We start from the raw sequence: 19,009 nt of genomic DNA, 5'->3' as shown, positions 1-19,009 counted from the left end.
ACAACGACGCAAAATCAAGGCATAAAAGGAGACAGGCAACATGAAGCTGAAACCACGCAAGATTCTGTTGGCACTCGCGCTGGCCGCGGCGGCTGCGGGGACCTCCGTCGTCAGTACGGCGCAGGCGGGCACGCTGACGGCCAACATCGCGTTCAAGGGCGCGAGCCAGCGCGCGGTATGGCAGTCGGTGATCGACGACTTCAAGAAAGCGCATCCCGGCATCGACGTGAAGGTGTCGTTCGTCGATGAGGAAGCGTACAAGGTCCAGTTGCCCGGCTGGCTCTCGACCGTCGCGCCCGACATCGTCAACTGGCATGACGGCGAACGCATGGCGTATTACGCGCAGCGCGGTCTGTTCGAAGACCTGAGCGGCGACTGGGCGAAGAACGGCTGGAACGACATGTACGCGTCGACCAAAGAGGCGTCTTCGTATAAGGGCAAGCAGTATGCCGCGCCGACCGTGTACTACTCGTGGGGCATGTTCTATCGCAAGGATCTGTTCCAGAAGGTCGGCATTGCCGGCGAACCGAAAACCTGGGATCAGTTCCTCGACGACTGCAAGAAGCTGAAAGCCGCGGGCATCACGCCGATCGCCGTGGCGGGCCGCGATTCGTGGACGCTCGCCGGCTGGTTCGATTATCTCGACCTGCGTCTGAACGGCAATGCGTTTCACCAGAAGCTGATGGCGGGCGACATTGCGTACACCGATCCGCGCGTGAAGAAGGTCTACACGACGTGGAAGCAGTTGATCGACGCCGGCTATTTCATCGACAACTCGCTCTCGTACGATCTGGATTCGGTGCAGCCGTTCCTGTTCCAGGGCAAGGCCGCGATGATGCTGATGGGCACGTTCATCACCGCGGGTTTCCCGCCGAACGTGAAGCCGGACATGGGCTACTTCCAGTTCCCGATCATCGACGCGAAGGTGCCGACCGCCGAAGACGGTCCGGTCGAATCGCTGCATATCCCGTCGAAGGCGAAGAACAAGGCCGACGCGCACACGTTCCTGGCCTTCGTCGAAACGCCTGAGATCGGCGCGAAACTGGCGATCGGGCTCGGCTCGCTGTCGGCGAACAGCAAGTCGCCGGAGCCGGAAGATCCGATCTCCAAGATCGGCTTCCAGATTCTCGCGAACACGAAGGGCGGCATTGCGCAGTTCTACGATCGCGATATGACGAAGGAAATGGCCGACGAAGGCATGAAGGGGATGCAGCAGTTCATCTCCGATCCTTCGAAACTCGACGACGTTCTCGCGCAACTCGAGCAGACGCGTAAGCGGATCTACAAGAAGTGAGCGGTGGCGGCCGTGAGGCCGCCGTTTGTCGTGATCGAACGCACCAGTGCGTGGGACCGGGGTTAGCGCTCTCGACAGCGCTGCGCTAACTCCGGTCGACAGGAGAATGATCGTGTCGCAATCCGTCACCCGCCACACTATCGGCGGCTCTACTGAAACCGGTGGCCCGGGCTCGCCCGCGGCCGGCGGCGCGACGCGCGGCGGCTCGCAGGCCGCCACGCGTCGCCGCCGTCCGTCGCCGACCGCGCGCCGGCAAAGCCGTGCCGCGTTTCTGTTTCTCGCGCCCGCGTGCGTGATGGTCGCCATCTACGTGGTGTGGCCGGTCCTGTCGACCATCCGCCTGAGCTTTTTCACCTGGGACGGCATGACCGACCCGTCGTTCGTCGGGCTCGCGAATTACGTGGAGTTGTTCCACACGGCGACGTTCTACACGGCGCTGAAAAACAACCTGATCTGGTTGCTGCTCTTCCTGCTCGCCCCGCCGATGGGCCTCGCCGTCGCGCTGTACCTGAATCAGGCCGTGGCCGGCATCCGCATCGTCAAATCGCTGTTTTTCGCGCCGTTCGTGTTGTCGGGCGTGGTGGTGGGCCTGATCTTCTCGTGGTTTTACGACCCGACCTTCGGTTTGCTTGCCGTGATTCTGGGTCACGGTGTACCGGTGCTCGGCGATCCGCGCTACGCGACGCTCGGCATCGTGTTCGCGGCACTGTGGCCGCAAACCGCCTATTGCATGATTCTTTACCTGACCGGCTTGACGTCGCTGAACGCCGAGCAGATCGAAGCCGCGCGAATGGAAGGCGCACGAGGCTGGTCGATGCTGTGGCACGTGATCCTGCCGCAATTGCGGCCCACCACGTTCATGGCGATCGTCGTCACGATCATCGGCGCGTTGCGCAGTTTCGATCTGATCTCGGTGATGACCGGCGGCGGCCCGTTCGAAAGCTCGACCGTGCTCGCGTATTACATGTACGACCAGGCGATCAAGTACTACCGCATCGGTTATTCGGCCGCGGTGGCGGTGGTGCTGTTCGCCATCATGCTGGTGTACATCGTTTATCACTTGCGGCGAATGCTGCGCGCCGAGCAATAAGGAGCCGACCATGTTTCCGATCCCTATCGACAAATGGAAGCCGGTCACGCGCCGCGTCTACAAACTCACGTTGCCGCTCGCGCTGCTGATCTGGCTGCTGCCGATGATCGCCGTGCTCGTCACCTCGGTGCGTTCAACGGAAGAGTTGAGCGAAGGCAACTACTGGGGCTGGCCGAAGCACTTCGCGATGATCGATAACTATCGCGAGGCGCTGACCACCTCGCCGATGCTGCACTATTTCTGGAATAGCGTGCTGATTACGGTGCCGGCCGTGGTGGGTTCGATCGCGTTGGCGGCCATGGCGGGATTCGCGCTGGCGATCTACCGGTTTCGCGGCAATTCGGCCCTGTTCGCGACCTTTGTCGCGGGGAATTTCGTGCCGGTGCAGGTGCTGATGATTCCGGTGCGGGATCTGTCGTTACAGCTTGGCCTGTTCAACACCGTTGGCGCGCTGATTCTGTTTCACGTGTCGTTTCAGACCGGCTTCTGCGCGCTGTTCCTGCGCAATTTCATCAAGCAATTGCCGTTCGAACTGGTCGAGGCGGCGCGGATCGAAGGCGCCAATGAGTGGACGGTGTTCTTCAGGATCGTGCTGCCGTTGATCCGGCCCGCACTGGCGGCGTTGGCGATTCTGGTTTTCACCTTCGTGTGGAACGACTACTTCTGGGCGCTCTGTCTGACCCAGGGCGATGACGCCGCGCCGATTACCGTTGGCGTCGCCGCGCTGAAAGGGCAGTGGACCACGGCCTGGAATCTCGTGTCGGCGGGATCGATTCTGGCGGCGCTGCCTTCGGTAGCAATGTTTTTTGCCATGCAGAAGCATTTCGTGGCGGGTTTGACATTTGGCGCGACGAAAGGCTAGCGCGGGCTAACGCGACTAAAGCGCCTCTGGCTGGATTCCTGGTGAGGGATGGAGAAGGTTGCCCGCGAAAGCGGGCTTTTTTTCGGACAAAAAAGCGAGCTTCGCGGCTCGCGGTGGACGCGTTAGTTAACCCGCGGTGCAACGCGGGGACAGAGTGGTATGCTCGGTTGGCAGCGCCAGCATGTCATTCAACGTAAGCAGCTTCGAATTCCGAGGCTGAAAAGATCAAGATAAAGAGCAACATGAGAGCCATTTCAGGGGGCATCCGCTATCTCAACCGGTTGGTGACCGACTCCGCCAGGGTGTCGGACTACAGCATGTTGGCGGTGGGCGTAATCGGTACGATCGGACATCCGGTGTATTGGCTGTGGTGGACGTTCGTCGATCCTCAGCCCAACGAAAGCCTGCTGATGCGGGCTTTGGGCACCGTCTCCTGTGCGCTGCTGCTGTTGCGCCGCTTCTGGCCGGCTTCGGCGGTGCGTGTCCTGCCATGGTATTACTTTGTAACGGTTGCCTATTCGCTGCCGTTTTTTTTCACGTATTACCTGCTGACCAGCCATTATTCGATGATCTGGTCCATGGCCGAATTGGGGATGATGTTTTTCCTGATCGCCATCTTTCCGTCATTCGTTGCATTAGCAATCAATCTGCTGGCCGGCGTCGGGCTGGCTGTTCTGTGCGCCAGAATCTTCGTGCCGCAAGACGTTTATGTCGACGCGCATCTGTTTATCTATACGTACCTGCCGGTTTATATATTCGGTATTCTCGCCGGCATCACGTTCAGTTACAGCAGTGCGAAGGGGGTTGTCACGCACGCCAGGCATGGCGCGCGGCAGGCGCTCGCCGGCTCGATCGCCCATCAGATGCGCAATCCGCTCAGCCAGTTGAGGCATGTGCTGGACCGCGTGGAAGAAACGCTGCCCGCCGCCACGGACGCGAATCCGGCGCCCGCTTTATCGCCCGACAAGGCGGCGGTGTTGTACCGGCATCTCGCTCACGGTCAGTCGTCGGTCGATCGCGGGCTGCGCATTATTGACACGACGTTGGACGACGTCAGCGCGTGGCCCATCAGCCCGGATCAGCTCACCTATGTGAGCGCCGCGGTGGCGACGCGCAAAGCGCTGGACGAGTACGGTTTCGCCGATCAGAAGGAGCGCACCAAGGTCAGGCTGGTGGTGCTGGACGATTTCACGGTCAAGGTCGACGAGACGGTCTACCTCTTCACGCTGTTCAATCTGATCAAAAACGCGCTGCATCACATGGGGGCGGATCCGGTCGCGACGCTCACGCTGACGGTCGACCGGCAAACGGTCATGGTGCATGACACCGGTCCCGGCATTGCGTCCGAGCTTCTGCCGCATCTTTTCGACGCGCTCCCCGCCACGGGCGATCCGGTGGGTGCGGGGCTCGGCCTGGCCTACTGTCAGCGGGCCATGCGCGCGTTCGGCGGCACGATTAGCTGCCGTTCGGAAGTGGGTAAATTCACGCAGTTCACGCTGCAGTTTCCACCCGTCTCGGAGCGCGAACTCGCGGACCACGAGCGGCGGATTTTCGAGCGCGCCACGCCGTTTTTCAACGGCAAGCGCGTTCTTATCGTCGACGACGACGCCACGCAGCGCGACAGAGTGCGGCGCGCGTTGCTGAGGGTCGGCGCGGACGTGAGCGAAGCGCCGGACGGCGCAACGGCGCTGACGCTACTGGCTCAGTCCACGCCTTTCGACCTCGTGCTGATGGACATCAACATGCCGGTGCTGGACGGCTACACGACGACCGAAAAAATCCGTGCCGACCACCAGAGTCCGAACGCCAACGTACTGATCGCCGCGTACACCGTGGAGCCGGGCAACCTCGCGCGCGTGCTGGCGCGCCGCGCCGGCATGGACGAACTGGTCAATAAAGCCAGCAGCATGGTGGAATTGATCGGTGTGCTTCAGAAGCTGTTCGAGAGCGGCAGCCAGCATCATCCGAGCCAAAGCTTCGACGGGTTTATCGGCAAGACGATTCTGGTCGCGGACGACGACGTCTACAGCCGGTCGCTGGTCAAGGGCTATCTGAAACGATGCGGCGCGAGCGTCGTCGAGGCGGACCATGGGCGCGCGGTGCTGGCGCGTTTGCACGAAGGCATCACGGTCGACGCCATCGTGATGGACATGAACATGCCGGGCATGGGCGGCGTGGAAACCACGGCGTTGATTCGCGTGCGCACCGACCCGTATGCCAGGGTGCCGATCGTGGCGCTGACCAGTCAGTCGGATATGGAAGCCGTGCAGCGCTGCCTCGCCGCGGGTATGAACGAGGTGATGATCAAGCCGGTGCAGATTGGCTCCCTGTACGCGTCGCTGTCGAGGCAGTTCGCGCAGTACCGCGTCGCGAATGCGCCGGGCCGCGTGGAGCCGGCGCCTCTATCGGAGGCGTCGGCCGCCCGGTCCGTGCCGCTTAAGGAAGGGCCGTTGCTCGACGAAAAGCATCTGCAGGAACTGGTGGCGCTCGATTTGCTGGATCAGACGTTCCTCAACGGTATCGATCAGATCAGTTTGACGGTGGCGCGGCTCGCCGTCAGTGTCGCGGCTCGCGACCTCGCTTCCACGCATGGCGCGTTGCATATCCTGCTCGGCGTCAGCGGCAATATCGGTGCGAAGGCGCTGCATCAGTTCGTGCGGCAGATTTATCCGCGCGTGGTGGAAGGCGAGTGGCCCGTGGAGGCGGATTGGCTGGCGCGAATCGGCTCGTTGAGCAATCGTTCGGCGCCGGCGTTGCAGACGTATTTTGCGTCGGTGAAAGCGTCCCGCGATCATCGGGATGCGATAAACGATTGATCGTCATGCTGCAACGCAACGCCGGATCGGCGTCCAGGTTACGCGCCACCTTGCTGTCCGGCGATGCCGACCGAGGGCGCGCGCACAAAACGCACGCCATCAGCCGACCGGCACGCTAAGCCGACGCCGTAGGCAGCTTCCAGCCCGCCCGAATGAAGTGACACGTGTAACCGCCCGGATTGCGTTCCAGGTAGTCCTGGTGTTCCGGTTCGGCTTCCCAGAACGGGCCGGCCGGCACGATTTCGGTGACGGCTTTACCCGGCCACAGATCGGAAGCGTCCACATCCGCCACCGTTTTCAACGCCACCTGCTTCTGCTCGTCGCTGAGATAGAAGATCGCCGAGCGGTAGCTCATGCCGACGTCGTTGCCCTGACGGTTCCTGGTGGTCGGATCGTGAATCTGGAAGAAAAATTCGAGGATCTGGCGGTAGCTGATCCTGCTCGGATCGAACACGACCTCGAGGCCTTCCGCGTGCGTGCCATGGTTGCGGTAGGTCGCGTTCGGCACGTCGCCGCCGGTGTAGCCCACGCGCGTCGACAGCACGCCGGGATAGCGCCGCAGCAGTTCCTGCATGCCCCAGAAGCAGCCGCCGGCCAGCAGGGCGGTTTCGGTTTGCGTCGTCATTTCAATCTCTCCTTGAGTGGCGTCGCGCCACGCGGGGCGCAACGCGTCGGCGAACCGGCTCGCCGTCTATCGGACGATACGATACCGGAATGGCGCCGCGCTCGCAGCGGGCCTTCAGCTCAACCTGAGCCCGATCTCAACTCGATCTCAACTCGATCTCAACGGACGCAGCGGCAAAATGCAGGTCGCGGCGAACAGACCGAGCGCGCCGCCGAGCAGCGTTTCCCAGGCGCGCGCGGCCAGCAGCGGGACCGAGTGCACGCCGCCGGCCGCCAGCGTGACGATCAGCGTGAACGCGAACGCCGCGCAGGCGACGTCGTAGCGATTGGGCAGGGCCATTGCGTAGATGATCATGGCGACCGCCGCCGCGCCCCAGATCAGCAGCGGCGCGTGGACGGCGAGCGGCAGGCAGGCGAGCCCGAGCGGCACGCCGATCAGGGTGCCGACGATCCGTCGGCGCACCCGCGCTATCGTGCCGCTCGCGGACCCCGCGACAACGTAGGTACAGGCGGTAATCGCCCACGCCGATTCCCTGAGCCCGACCGCCTCGTTCAAGGCAACGACCACGAGCGAGCCGCTCGCCGCCTGCAGTCCCATCACGAGTTCGGGCGAGAGCCCCCAGCGGCCCGGCACGTCGACGGACGACAGCGCGGTTGGCGCGGGATGCTCAGCTGGACCGCTGAGCAGGCGCGGCACGATCGACGCCAGCATCGCGATCAGTCCGGCGACGGCGACCGCGGTGAGATCGATAGGGGTAAGGCGGGCGCCGTAGGCCAGCAGTTGCCCGATGTATATTTGCGAGCCCACGCCCGCGCCAAGCATGCCGAATCGCTTCAGATAACCGACGAGGAATGCGCCCGTGACCAGCGTCAATTCAGGGCCCGCCGTGGCGATGGCCCGCAGGGCCGGGGAGAGCGTGACGAATAGCGTCGCGCCAAACGCCGCGGCCGCACACAGCACGATCAGATCCCGGCTGGATTCGGCGCGCGTGGCGCGCGCTTCCGAGACGCTCGCCCACAAAGCAAAGCTGCCGGCGAGCGACCCCACCGATACCGCGCTGGGCAGGCTGTGGGTAATGTCCTGCAATGTGCCGAGCGCCGCCGCGATTCCATACGCGGTGACGAGCCGCAAGCCTTTGATCCGACGGTGCGTGCCCGGATCGATCTGCTCCAGCCAGCGGAGGGCGGACGCGATCAACGAGCTCAGCTCGGCGAATCCATACCCGATTGCTGGTAATTCTGAATACCGACCTTGTCGATCAGATCGAGATTCGTTTCGAGCCAGTCGATGTGCTCTTCGGTCTCATCGAGGATATGCACGAGAATCTCGCGTGAAATGAAATCCCGCACCGATTCGCAATAAGCGATGCCTTCCTTGCAGGTCGACTGCGAGATCCGTTCGAGCTTCAGATCGCATTCGAGAATCTCCTTCGTTTCTTCGCCGATCAGCAACTTGTGCAGGTCCTGCAAATTGGGTAATCCGTCGAGCATGAAGATACGGTTGATCAGCAGATCGGCGTGCTTCATCTCGCCGATCGATTCGTCGTACTCGTGCTTGCCCAGTTTTCCCAGTCCCCAGTGCCGATACATACGCGCGTGCAGAAAATACTGATTGATCGCGGTCAGTTCGTTCTTGAGTTGCGAGTTCAGGTATTCGAGGACCTTTGGATCGCTTTGCATAAAGCCTCCCTGGTGGGTTCGGGGAAACGTTCGGGAAACGCCACGGCGAGTCCGGCGCTTTATCGGGTAAATCGTTCTGGCGAAGTGTCGGCGGCTGGTCTGAGGATTATCGTGATGCGCGCGTACCTCGGACCTGTTAGACCAGCTTAGCGGATTACGCACGCAATGCTCAGAATGAGAATTGAAATCGTTACCACGCTGTAAGCGATCTGCAGCACATCGGTTGCGCGTTTCGATGCGGTGCTGTTTGCGCGTCGCGCAGCGCGGCCTAACGCAAGTCCTACAGCCGCGAAAAAGCGAGCGTCCGTTTTGACGATCTCCCAATCGGCCCGATTTCCCCCCGCTCTACCGCACCAAACGGGGCTTCGACTCGCCGCCGCCCCAGGGCGCTAAAGCGAGTAGCTAATGTGAGCGATCGCTCATAAATTAGAGGCATTCACCCTCAACCAGGAATCAACACGATTCCACCCGATGGGTTCGGTGCCGCGGTAGCCGGACTCAGGCAACGGGAAGCGACCGCAAGGAGCGACGTATCGATGCGAGTCATCATTGCAGGCGGCGGCATTGTCGGACTGACGGCGGGTATCGCGTTCAAGGCGATCGGCTGGGACGTGCTGGTATGCGAACAGGCGCCGGAAATTCGGGCGGCGGGCGCGGCCATCGGCTTGTGGCGCAACGCGCTGGACGTATTCTCGGAGGTCGGCGTGGGCGATGCGATCCACGAAATCGGCATGCCCATCGAAACATGGTTCTACGACGCCGCCGGCGCGCGCTTCAGGGCGCCCGGATTCGAGCCGGCCGATCATGCATTTCTGCTGGTGCCGCGTCCCGAGTTGAATCGCTTGCTGGCTGCGGCGGTCGGACTCGACAACATTCGCGTCGACACCAAGGTCGTCGCGTTCGAGGAAAGCGCGGATCACGTCGCGGTGAGCTTGAGCGACGGCACGATCGAACACGCCGATCTGCTGCTGGGCGCGGATGGCGCTTATTCGGCGGTGCGTGCGCAACTGGTGCCCGGCTACGGCGCTCGCGAGCACGCAGGTCATCACGTATGGCGCGGCATGCTAGCCGCAGGCGACGAACCCGCCGAGGGCTCGGTCCTCACCGTCGGGCATCAACGCACGCGCGGCGGCTACACGCGCACTTATGGCGATCAGGTCGTCTGGATGGTGAATCAGTTCGACAGCGCGGTGCCCGTCGGCACGAAAAAGGAAGAGGCTTTACTGCGCGCCGCGCATCTGAACGACAACGGCTGGAGCGATCCACTGGTGAAGCTGATCGAGCGGACGCCGGAAGCGCAGATCCTGCACAACCCGATCATGTTCGTGCCCGCGTTGCCACGCTGGACGTGCGCGCGCGTCGCGCTGATTGGCGATGCGGCGCATGCGCTCTCACCGCATATCTCGGCGGGCGGCACACTCGGCGTGGAGGACGTGCGCGTGCTGGTTCAATCACTGCAGAAACACGCTGAACTCGCGGCGGCTCTGTCGGTGTATGAAAGCAAGCGGATGCCGCACTACGCGCGAGTGCATGAATTGGCCTATGCGGTGGAACTGGCGCAAGACGCCCGCGAATACGCGCAGGAATACGCCCGCTTCAGCCACTGGATGCTCAACGACGGCTACCGTGCCTCGCGCGCATGATCGTGGCTTGTGAGGTCGAACGGCCGCGACGCCAGGTAGCGGCGCGTCCGGCTCACGCTTCGACGATCAGTACGAACCCATGTAGTCGCGCTTGCCGATCTCGACACCGTTGTGACGCAGAATCGCGTACGCCGTGGTGACGTGGAAGAAGAACTGCGGCAGGCCGTAGTTCTGCAGATAGGCGCTGCCCACCAGCTTCTTCTCTTTCGGCGTGCCGGGGCGCAGCACGATTTCCTTGTTCTCGCTACCTTCGAATTGCGCGGCGTCGAGCGTGCCGATGTAGGTCAACGCTTTGGCGAGCAGCGCTTGCAGGTCGGCGAACGTGACTTCCGTGTCGGGCCACGACGGCAATTCCACGCCGGCGAGGCGCGAGCTGACGCCCTTGCTGAAGTCGGCGGCGATCTGCACCTGGCGCACGAGCGGGAACATGTCCGGGAACAGACGCGCCTGCAGCAATGCGTTCGGCTCGATGTTGCGTTCGGTGGCGTGGGCTTCGGCTTTCTTCAGCACCTCGGACAACGCGGTCAGCATCTGCTTGAAAACGGGAACGGATGCGCTGTACATGGAATTAGTCATGATTACTCTTTCAATCGAGGTTGGCGGCCGGCACGGGAAATACCGCATCGGCCAGGAGTAGGGGGCGGGTAAACGAGCGGGCTCGTGTAGCGCAGCTCGGCAAAGGCTCAATGCGCCGACGATCGTGGCACCTTCACGGCACCTTCACGGCGTCTTCCTGGCACCGGACGAGCGCATAAAGCGCCGGAAGATTACCATTGTGCGGCCCAACTATGTCATGCGGAACCGGCCTTAGTTTTTTTGATGCGTCGCCATCAATTAAAGCTATTTCCGCCCGGAGTTCCCTGACACTACGATGTGAGCAAGGCCGCATTGCCTGTACCCCACACAGGCCGAGTCGTAGAGCACAAACGATCCAAGGAGCAAGCGCATGTCGACTGAAGCGAAGTGTCCGTTTAACCATACCGCAGGCAGTGGTACGTCGAATCGGGACTGGTGGCCCAATCAACTGAACCTGAAGATCCTGCATCAACACTCGTCCCTGTCCGACCCGATGGACAAGGACTTCAACTACGCGGAAGCGTTCAAGAGCCTCGACCTCGCGGCCGTGAAGAAAGACCTGCTGGCGGTGATGACCGACTCGCAGGCATGGTGGCCGGCGGACTTCGGTCACTACGGGCCGTTTTTCATTCGCATGGCATGGCACAGCGCCGGCACCTATCGCACCGGCGACGGCCGTGGCGGCGCGGGCTCCGGTCAGCAGCGTTTCGCGCCGCTCAATAGCTGGCCCGACAACGTCAGCCTCGACAAGGCACGCCGGCTGATCTGGCCGGTCAAGCAGAAATATGGCAACAAGATTTCGTGGGCCGACCTTATCGTGCTGACGGGTAATGTCGCGCTGGAATCGATGGGCTTCAAGACCTTCGGTTTCGCCGGCGGCCGCGAGGACGTGTGGGAATCGGACGAAGACGTGTATTGGGGTTCCGAGACCACGTGGCTCGGCGGCGATAAGCGCTACACCGGCGTGCGTGACCTCGAAAATCCGCTCGGCGCCGTGCAGATGGGCCTGATCTACGTCAACCCGGAAGGCCCGAACGGCAACCCGGATCCGCTCAAGGCGGCCGTGGATATTCGCGAGACGTTCGCCCGCATGGCCATGAACGACGAAGAAACCGTCGCGCTCATCGCTGGCGGTCACACGTTCGGCAAAACGCACGGCGCGGGTCCCGCGTCGCATGTCGGCGTCGAACCGGAAGCGGGCGGCATCGAAGATCAGGGCCTCGGCTGGAAGAGCACCTTCGGCACCGGCAAGGGCGCCGATGCGATCTCGAGCGGCCTGGAAGTTATCTGGACCACGACGCCGACCCAGTGGGGCAACGGCTTCTTCGAAAACCTGTTCCGCTACGAATGGGAATTGACCAAGAGCCCGGCCGGCGCGCATCAATGGAAACCGAAGGGCGACGGCGGCGTCGACACCGTGCCGGATCCGCATGATTCGACGAAACGCCGCACGCCGTCGATGTTGACCACCGACCTCTCGTTGCGCTTCGATCCGGCTTACGAAAAAATTTCGCGACGCTTCTACGAGAACCCCGATCAACTGGCCGACGCATTCGCGCGCGCGTGGTTCAAATTGACGCACCGCGACATGGGCCCGCTCGCGCGCTATCTCGGCCCGGAAGTGCCGACGGAAGAGCTGATCTGGCAAGACCCGATTCCCGCGGTCGATCACGAATTGATCAACGCGCAAGACATTGCCGAGCTGAAGAGCAAGGTGCTTGCGTCGGGCCTACCGGTGTCGCAACTGGTGTCGACGGCATGGGCGTCGGCGTCCACGTTCCGCGGCTCCGACAAGCGCGGCGGCGCGAATGGCGCGCGCATTCGTCTTGCACCGCAAAAAGATTGGCAGGTGAACCAGCCGGCGCAACTGGCCACGGTGCTGGAGACGCTGGAAGGTATCCAGAGCGCGTTCAACAGCGCGCAGTCCGCTGGCAAGCGCGTGTCGCTGGCCGATCTGATCGTGCTGGCCGGTTGCGCGGGCGTCGAGCAGGCCGCGAAAAACGCCGGACATGCGGTCACGGTGCCGTTCTCGCCGGGGCGTATGGACGCGTCGCAGGAGCAGACCGATCTCGAGTCGTTCGCCGTGCTCGAACCGATCGCCGACGGTTTCCGCAACTACCTGAAGGGCAAATACACCATCACGGCCGAGGCTTTGCTGGTCGACAAGGCGCAACAGTTGACGCTCTCCGCGCCGGAACTGACCGCGCTTCTGGGCGGCATGCGCGTGCTCAACGCCAACTACGAACAGAGCCAGCACGGTGTGTTCACAAAGCGTCTGGATACGCTGACGAACGACTTCTTCGTCAATCTGCTCGACATGGGTACGGAGTGGAAGCCGGTCTCGGACGAGAAGGACGTGTTCGAAGGCTTCGATCGCGCAACGGGCCAGTTGAAGTGGACCGGCACGCGCGTCGATCTGATCTTCGGTTCGAACGCGCAACTGCGTGCGGTGGCCGAGGTGTACGGCAGTTCGGATGCGCAGGAGAAGTTCGTGCATGACTTCGTTGCGGCCTGGGGCAAGGTGATGAACCTGGATCGCTTCGACCTGGCGTAACGCGGGCGTTGTCATGGACCGTGGTGATAGGCATTAGACCGTAGCGGTTTGATGCCGAAGCAAAAACGGCTGATCGTAAGATCAGCCGTTTTTTTATGGCGCGCCGGGCGGTGGTCCGGTGAGCCGCTATCATCGTCGCTCGTCCCCCAGGAGAACAAAAGATGCAGCGACCGGAATTCATCAAACACTGGACCGAACTGGAAGAACCCAACGCGCACTCCTATACAGGCTCTGACGAGTTGATGGCAATCGACTCGCCGCTGTCCGCCGCGTTGGGTATTACGCGCATTGGTATTCATCATGTGCGGCTTTTACCGGGGCGGCGCTCTTCGTATCCGCACTGCGAAAGCACCGAGCAGGAATTCGTGTACGTGCTGCATGGCACGCCCGATGTGTGGATCGACGGCGTGCTTCATCCGCTGGTCGAGGGTGACTCGGTGGGATTTCCGTCAGGCACCGGGATCTGCCATACGTTCATCAACAATACAAAAGAAGAAGTCAGGTTGATGGTGATCGGCGAGCGTCCGCGCGCCGACAATCTGATTCACTATCCGCTCAATGAGGCGCACCTGAAGACGCGCACGGATCAGTGGACGGACTGGCCGAGCCGACCGCTCGGGGACCATGACGGCATGCCGGATTAGGGCGCTGCGCGAGATGAACGCCCGCCAGCATGCAACGCACCGAGCCACCGGCCATTTCGATGGTCGGCACGCTGAGGGGTAGCAGGCGGGCCGATTGCCCGATCAACGCGCGCTGTCTTGCGCTCAGGCTGTCCAGCGCGCGTGTCGACAAGGCGAGCACTCGCCCATGGCGGCCCGACAACTCCAGCGCGTTACCCGCGAAATCGCCAATCTGCACGCTGTCGAGGGCGATCACCTTACGTCCGCTTTCGCCGAGTCGGCGCTGAATTTCCGCGCGGCGCACTTCGTCGGGAATGAGGTCGAGGCCGATCAGCGCGAACTCGGTGGCGACGCTCATCATCACGTTGGTGTGATAGATCGGCTGGCCCGACGCATCCCTCGTGTCGAAACATACCGGCTCAAAATTGAAATGCGTGCAGAAGCGCTCCAACGCAACGGGATCGGCACGCCGGGAACGAGCGGTGTAGGCGATGCGCGCCATGTGGTCCAGCACCATCGCGCCGGTCCCCTCCAGAAACACATCGTCCCGTTCAAGGCCCGAATAATCGATCACGTCCTGCACGCGATAATCGGCCTTGAGCATGTCGATGACATCCAGCCTGCGTTCACGCCGGCGATTGGCCGAATACATCGGATAGATCGCGACGTGGCCGCCGGGATGCGTGGAGAACCAGTTATTCGGAAACACCGAATCGGGCGTCTGTGCCGCGCCGTCGTCGTCGAAGACGTGGACGCGCACGCCGGCTTCTTCAAGCGTCGCCGCGGCGGCGGAGACTTCGTCGCGGGCGGTGGCGGCCAAGGTTTCCCATTGGGTGGCGTCCGCCTTGGGCAGCGTGCGCTGAAACGCGTTGTCGCCGGCGGTTTGTGGGTTGGGGTGAAAGCGGTGCGGCCGGATCATGACAACGGCGGCGGGGGCCTGAATGGAGAACGAGCTCATGAAGGTCTATCGTGCGAAAGCGGGCGCGTCGATGGTGTTGTGCCGGATCACACCGTTTTCAGCCGACGACTTCGATGCAAGGCTATCGAACAGATTCTTGGGATCGTTAGCGGGCGGAATCAGCGCGATCTCGATGCCGACGCGGCGGCTTTCGCACAGCGCGTGCAGATAACGTAACGCGGAATAGTCTTCGAGCGCGAAGCCGACGGAATCGAAAATGGTGATCTGGTCGGCTCGCTCGCGGCCGGCTACTTCGCCGCGCAACACGCGCCACAGTTCGACGACCGGCGAATCGGCGGGCATCTGCTGGATATCGCCTTCAATCCGCGTTTGCGGCTCGTATTCGACGATCACGCGTCCCATGCGCAACACGTCCACATGTAGTTCCGTCTTGCCTGGACAGTCGCCGCCTACCGCGTTGATGTGCATGCCGGGCTCGACCATGTCGGGCGTGATGATGGTGGCGTAGGCTTTATCGGCGGTCACGGTGGTGACGATGTCGGCGCCGCGTACGGCGTCCGCGGTGGATGCGGCGCGCACGATCTTCAGTGACGGCCACGCGGCGAGATTGCGCACGAGTTTGTTGGTTGCGGACGCATCGACATCGAACACGCGGATCTCGTCGATGCCCAGCAGCTCGTGAAAGGCGATCGCCTGGAACTCGCTTTGCGCGCCGTTGCCGATCAAGGCCATGGTTCTCGACTCGGGACGGGCGAGTGTCCGCGCGACGAGCGCGGAGGTGGCGGCTGTGCGCAACGCGGTGGTGAGCGTCAACTCTGAGAGGAACAGCGGGTAGCCCGTATCGACCGCGGCCAGCGCGCCGAACGCCATCACGGTATGTATGCCGCGTTCGGCGTTGATCGGATGGCCGTTGACGTATTTGAAGGCGAACAGTTTGTTGTCGGCCACCGGCATCAGTTCAATCACGCCGACGCTCGAATGACATGCGAGGCGCGGCGATTTGTCGAAATCGGGCCAGCGGAGATAGTCGGCGCGAATGGTTTGCGCGAGCTCGCGCAGCACCTGAGGCACGCCGACATCGGCGATCAGTCGATAGGCGGCGGGCACGTCGAGAAAGCGGGTCATGAGTTTGTCTCCATGGATTGATGTGGGGGAATGCATCGGCAATGGAGAAATTATTCCGGCGAATGACGTTAGCAAATAGTGGGCAAACTTAGCAAAATGAGCGAATCTGATGGCAAAATGCGCAGCATCAGTGCGCATTAAGCGTAACGACAGGCAAGCGGCTCGGAGCGTCCGGCTCGCAGCCGTGACAACTTCCGTTGGAAAAGATGAATCTCGATGATGTGGACAGGCAACTCCTGTCGCTGTTGCGTGACGACGCGCGGATGTCCGTTGTCGCGCTGGCAAAACAGTTGCGGGTCTCGCGAGCGACCGTGCAGAACCGCTTGACGCGGCTCGAACAGGACGGGGTGATCGTCGGCTACACCGTGAGGCTGAAGCCGGCTGCCGAGGCGCACCGGATTCGCGCGTTGATGTCGATTGCGGTGGAGGGCAATCGCGCGGCGGAAGTGCTGAAGGTGTTGCGCGGGCATCCCAACGTCGCGACGCTGCACAGCACGAACGGACGTTGGGATCTCATCGCGGAACTGCGGGCGGATACGCTGGAGAGCTTCGATCGCGTGCTGGGCGCGATTCGTTTGATCGATGGGATCGCGACGACTGAGACCAGTATTTTGTTGTCCACGCACAAGATGTGAAACGCGCGGGAGGTCTGCGCGCGTTGCTTTTCTAACAGGTAACGCTGCCAGGCTTACTGCGTGCTTGCGGTCGTTGCATTCGCAACCGCCACGCCTTTCATTTTCCGCACCGCATCGGCCGCCGAAGGCGCCAGGTTCTGTTTGGCCAGCGACGCATCGAATGCTTCGCTGCGCGCGTGTTTCGCCTGCTCGTCATCGGCATCCAGTTCGGCGATCCGCCGGTCGTACCAGCTCTTCACGCAAGCCTGATCGCTGCAGTGATGTTGACGCCACAACCATTGCTGGGTGCGTGCGGCTTCGAGCGCGCCGGCGTCGAGCGTGGTGTCTCTGGCGTGGTGCCAGGCCGTGGCGAGACGGTCGTCCAATGCCGACAAAGCGGGGTCCTTGCAGACGATCTTTTCCGACGCGGACGACTTGCCGTTGCACTTGAAACTTGCCGCGGACGCATCCGCGGCAAGGGTCGCGCCGGCGATCAACAGACCGATCGAGAATAACGCCGACGGTTTCGCGAGGCGTTGAAGCGCGGAAGAGAAAACAGGTTTGAAAGTGGACATGCCGAGCCTCTATTCAGGTAAGTAACCAGGCTGACGCGTGGCGCGAAATGGCCGACCCTGCGGCCACGCATTCAGGGATGCGATTGCTGCGTCGGCAGAATAGGGCGCGCGCGAATTTGCGATTGGCGGAGAACGCGGCGTGATCCAGAGGTGATTACAAGAAATTGCTTTTTCTCTTCGCAGCGACAGATCGAGGACTTTGCGCTCGCGTTGGTGCTAGTGCTGGTGCGGCGTTCAATCCACATTGAAATGCACGCGAATGTCCTGTCGGCTTTCGACTGGATGGCCGGTCTGCATTGCCGGTGAGAAACGCCATTGGTGCAGCACTTCAAGCAGGATCTGGTTGAGACGCGGGTTCGGCGTGGGCTTGATGAGGTCGACGTCGATCGAGCCGTCGGCGTGAATCGTGAAGCGTGCGGTCGCAACCGTTTGATAGGCTTGCTCGCGTAGATCGTCGGGTAATTCGGGTAACGGTTGCGCAATGGGGTGCGCGGCCGTGTCGCCCGTCGATGCGTTCCGTTTTTCGTTGGCTGGCGCGGGCGTGGCATGCGTAGCCGATTCGGCTGCTGGCCTCGATTCGTTCGTTACCGACGGCGGACTTGGCACGCTGCTCACGACGCTTTGCACTGGACGTGCATCAGTAGGCTTCGGCGCGATGTGTTCCGGCAATGCATTAGGGCGCGGCGCGACAGGTTTCGGTTGATTAGCTGCGGGCAGCGCGCGACTTACCAGCTCTTTCGGCGGCGGAGGAGGTGCAGGAGCAGGCGGAGGTTCGAGTTCCACCACGCGCATTTCCAATGGTGGCTCGTGCGGCAGCACCGGCGCCGACGTCCCCAACCAATGGCCCACCGCAACGAGAACCCCAAGCCAAACCAGCGCCGCAACGACAACCGCCAACACCATCCGGATGGTCGGTGCATCGTCGACAAAAACCGTCAAACGCATCCGGCTACTCACGATGAACCGCAACCAGAAAATGCACCGCCCCCGCCCGGCGAGCAGCCAGCATCGCCTGAACGACCACGCCGTGACCGGCGGCGTCGTCGGCGGCGATCACGACATCGCCATCGGCTTGCAGCAGACGTTTCACGGCCGGCTCAACCTGATCCGCCGATACACGCTGACGATTGACGAACACGTCGTTGTGGCTATCCACCGAAATAGTCAGCGGCTCATGCACGCTCATCTTCTGCGCTTGCCCAACGGGCAGCGTGATCTTGACCGCATCGAGCCGTTGCATCGCCAGCGAAGCCAGCATGAACGTGGCCAGCAGAAAGAACATCACATCGATCATCGGAATGATTTCGATGCGACCGCGCCTCGCCGCGCGCGAGCGCTTGAATTTCACGGCTGCGCTCCTGCGGCCGTGGCGGCAAGACGCACTTCGCTGAGTCGCGCATTCGCGAACGATTCGAGTTCGTCCATCAAGCGCTCAAGGCGGCGCGAAAAATAGTTGAACGCAAAGAGCGCGAACAGCGCGACCACGAGTCCGATCGCGGTCGCCACCAGCGACTGTGCGACGCCGCCGGTCACGCCGCCCGGATCGACGAGCCCTGAGCCGCCGAACAACTGGAACGAATGCATCATGCCGACGATCGTGCCGAGCAAACCCAGCAGCGGCGCCGCGGTCACAATCGTTTCGAGCACCCAGAATCCCTTGCTCATATCGCGCTCGATCTGCGAGGCCAAGGCTTCCGCCCTGGCCTCGCGCAACCAAAGCGGCGCTGAAGGATCGGGCGTCCACGGCGCGTTCATACGCCTGAACGCGTTCTGCCTGCCGGCCTCCTTCAAGCTGTCTTCCCAATCGATTTGCGAGCCGGGCATACCGATTTCGCCGGCGTTGCGTATCGTCTTGGGCAAACGTCCAAAGCGTAAAAACACATAGGCGCGATCGAGCACGATCGCCACCGCGAGGACGGCCAGAATCGTGAGCGGATAGATGACCCATCCGCCTACGCGTACCGCCGCCAAGATATTCGTCCAATCTTGCATGACCGACCTCTTTGCTCCCTGA

At 62.1% G+C, this 19,009-nt stretch carries 18 protein-coding genes; 8 read left to right on the top strand and 10 right to left on the bottom strand.

The window, feature by feature from the left end:
* The first annotated feature begins 40 nt into the window (after positions 1-40).
* The 4 genes from HWY05_RS04440 (at position 41) to HWY05_RS04425 (ending at position 6,062) form a co-directional block, all read left to right on the top strand.
* Positions 41-1,294: an extracellular solute-binding protein gene (locus HWY05_RS04440; RefSeq protein ID WP_035558792.1), complete on the top strand. Its 1,254-nt coding sequence runs from the start codon at positions 41-43 to the stop codon at positions 1,292-1,294.
* A 106-nt stretch (positions 1,295-1,400) separates the two neighbouring features.
* Positions 1,401-2,384 (top strand): sugar ABC transporter permease, encoded by a 984-nt coding sequence (locus HWY05_RS04435; protein WP_176057515.1) that lies wholly within the window; start codon positions 1,401-1,403, stop codon positions 2,382-2,384.
* Positions 2,385-2,394: 10 nt separating this feature from the next.
* Positions 2,395-3,246 carry a carbohydrate ABC transporter permease gene (locus HWY05_RS04430; protein ID WP_176057514.1) on the top strand — a complete coding sequence of 284 codons (852 nt, stop codon included), beginning with the start codon at positions 2,395-2,397 and terminating at the stop codon, positions 3,244-3,246.
* Between the two features lie 242 nt (positions 3,247-3,488).
* Positions 3,489-6,062 (top strand): hybrid sensor histidine kinase/response regulator, encoded by a 2,574-nt coding sequence (locus tag HWY05_RS04425; RefSeq protein WP_176057513.1) that lies wholly within the window; start codon positions 3,489-3,491, stop codon positions 6,060-6,062.
* Between the two features lie 115 nt (positions 6,063-6,177).
* Here HWY05_RS04425 and msrA read toward each other — a convergent pair whose 3' ends face one another.
* From msrA to bfr, 3 genes are all read right to left on the bottom strand, one after another.
* Positions 6,178-6,687 carry a peptide-methionine (S)-S-oxide reductase MsrA gene (gene msrA, locus HWY05_RS04420; protein ID WP_035558782.1) on the bottom strand — a complete coding sequence of 170 codons (510 nt, stop codon included), beginning with the start codon at positions 6,685-6,687 and terminating at the stop codon, positions 6,178-6,180.
* Between the two features lie 147 nt (positions 6,688-6,834).
* Positions 6,835-7,884 (bottom strand): FUSC family protein, encoded by a 1,050-nt coding sequence (locus HWY05_RS04415; RefSeq protein WP_244146487.1) that lies wholly within the window; start codon positions 7,882-7,884, stop codon positions 6,835-6,837.
* 5 nt (positions 7,885-7,889) lie between these two features.
* Positions 7,890-8,366 (bottom strand): bacterioferritin, encoded by a 477-nt coding sequence (gene bfr / locus HWY05_RS04410; protein ID WP_176057512.1) that lies wholly within the window; start codon positions 8,364-8,366, stop codon positions 7,890-7,892.
* Between the two features lie 536 nt (positions 8,367-8,902).
* Between bfr and HWY05_RS04405 the strand changes: the two genes are divergently transcribed.
* Positions 8,903-10,009, top strand: coding sequence for an NAD(P)/FAD-dependent oxidoreductase (locus tag HWY05_RS04405; protein ID WP_176057511.1), 1,107 nt, complete (start codon positions 8,903-8,905; stop codon positions 10,007-10,009).
* Positions 10,010-10,075: 66 nt separating this feature from the next.
* Here HWY05_RS04405 and HWY05_RS04400 read toward each other — a convergent pair whose 3' ends face one another.
* Positions 10,076-10,585: a DUF1993 domain-containing protein gene (locus tag HWY05_RS04400; protein WP_035558771.1), complete on the bottom strand. Its 510-nt coding sequence runs from the start codon at positions 10,583-10,585 to the stop codon at positions 10,076-10,078.
* Positions 10,586-10,955: 370 nt separating this feature from the next.
* On the opposite strand from HWY05_RS04400, the gene katG reads away from it, so the two are divergent.
* Together katG and HWY05_RS04390 are read left to right on the top strand one after the other, a co-directional pair.
* On the top strand, positions 10,956-13,139 hold the full coding sequence (gene katG / locus HWY05_RS04395) for a catalase/peroxidase HPI (protein WP_035558768.1): 2,184 nt from the start codon (positions 10,956-10,958) through the stop codon (positions 13,137-13,139).
* 161 nt (positions 13,140-13,300) lie between these two features.
* Positions 13,301-13,783, top strand: a complete 483-nt coding sequence (locus HWY05_RS04390) for a cupin domain-containing protein (protein WP_035558765.1) — start codon at positions 13,301-13,303, stop codon at positions 13,781-13,783.
* On the opposite strand, the gene HWY05_RS04385 is transcribed toward HWY05_RS04390, so the two are convergent.
* Positions 13,695-14,720, bottom strand: coding sequence for an arginine deiminase-related protein (locus HWY05_RS04385; RefSeq protein WP_176057510.1), 1,026 nt, complete (start codon positions 14,718-14,720; stop codon positions 13,695-13,697). The two genes, HWY05_RS04390 and HWY05_RS04385, sit on opposite strands and share 89 nt — an antisense overlap.
* A gap of 6 nt (positions 14,721-14,726) precedes the next feature.
* Positions 14,727-15,806, bottom strand: a complete 1,080-nt coding sequence (locus tag HWY05_RS04380; protein ID WP_176057509.1) for an ornithine cyclodeaminase — start codon at positions 15,804-15,806, stop codon at positions 14,727-14,729.
* 206 nt (positions 15,807-16,012) lie between these two features.
* Here HWY05_RS04380 and HWY05_RS04375 point away from each other — a divergent pair, with 206 nt between their 5' ends.
* Positions 16,013-16,441 carry an Lrp/AsnC family transcriptional regulator gene (locus tag HWY05_RS04375; protein ID WP_176057508.1) on the top strand — a complete coding sequence of 143 codons (429 nt, stop codon included), beginning with the start codon at positions 16,013-16,015 and terminating at the stop codon, positions 16,439-16,441.
* A 53-nt stretch (positions 16,442-16,494) separates the two neighbouring features.
* Here the strand turns inward: HWY05_RS04375 and HWY05_RS04370 are convergent, their stop codons facing one another.
* From HWY05_RS04370 to HWY05_RS04355, 4 genes are all read right to left on the bottom strand, one after another.
* A complete protein-coding gene (locus tag HWY05_RS04370) occupies positions 16,495-16,995 on the bottom strand; it encodes a hypothetical protein (protein WP_051980959.1) in 501 nt (166 codons plus the stop codon).
* A 234-nt stretch (positions 16,996-17,229) separates the two neighbouring features.
* Positions 17,230-17,940, bottom strand: a complete 711-nt coding sequence (locus HWY05_RS04365) for an energy transducer TonB (protein WP_176057507.1) — start codon at positions 17,938-17,940, stop codon at positions 17,230-17,232.
* A 4-nt stretch (positions 17,941-17,944) separates the two neighbouring features.
* Positions 17,945-18,343 (bottom strand): biopolymer transporter ExbD, encoded by a 399-nt coding sequence (locus HWY05_RS04360; RefSeq protein ID WP_176057506.1) that lies wholly within the window; start codon positions 18,341-18,343, stop codon positions 17,945-17,947.
* Positions 18,340-18,987 carry a MotA/TolQ/ExbB proton channel family protein gene (locus tag HWY05_RS04355; protein WP_176057505.1) on the bottom strand — a complete coding sequence of 216 codons (648 nt, stop codon included), beginning with the start codon at positions 18,985-18,987 and terminating at the stop codon, positions 18,340-18,342. Before HWY05_RS04355 ends, HWY05_RS04360 begins: the two co-directional genes overlap by 4 nt.
* Positions 18,988-19,009: the final 22 nt, after the last annotated feature.

This window comes from Paraburkholderia sp. BCC1876 (assembly GCF_902833695.1).
Classification (GTDB): Bacteria; Pseudomonadota; Gammaproteobacteria; order Burkholderiales; family Burkholderiaceae; genus Paraburkholderia.
Note: the sequence above shows the minus strand (reverse complement) of the source record. Positions and strands in the feature narration are given on the sequence as shown.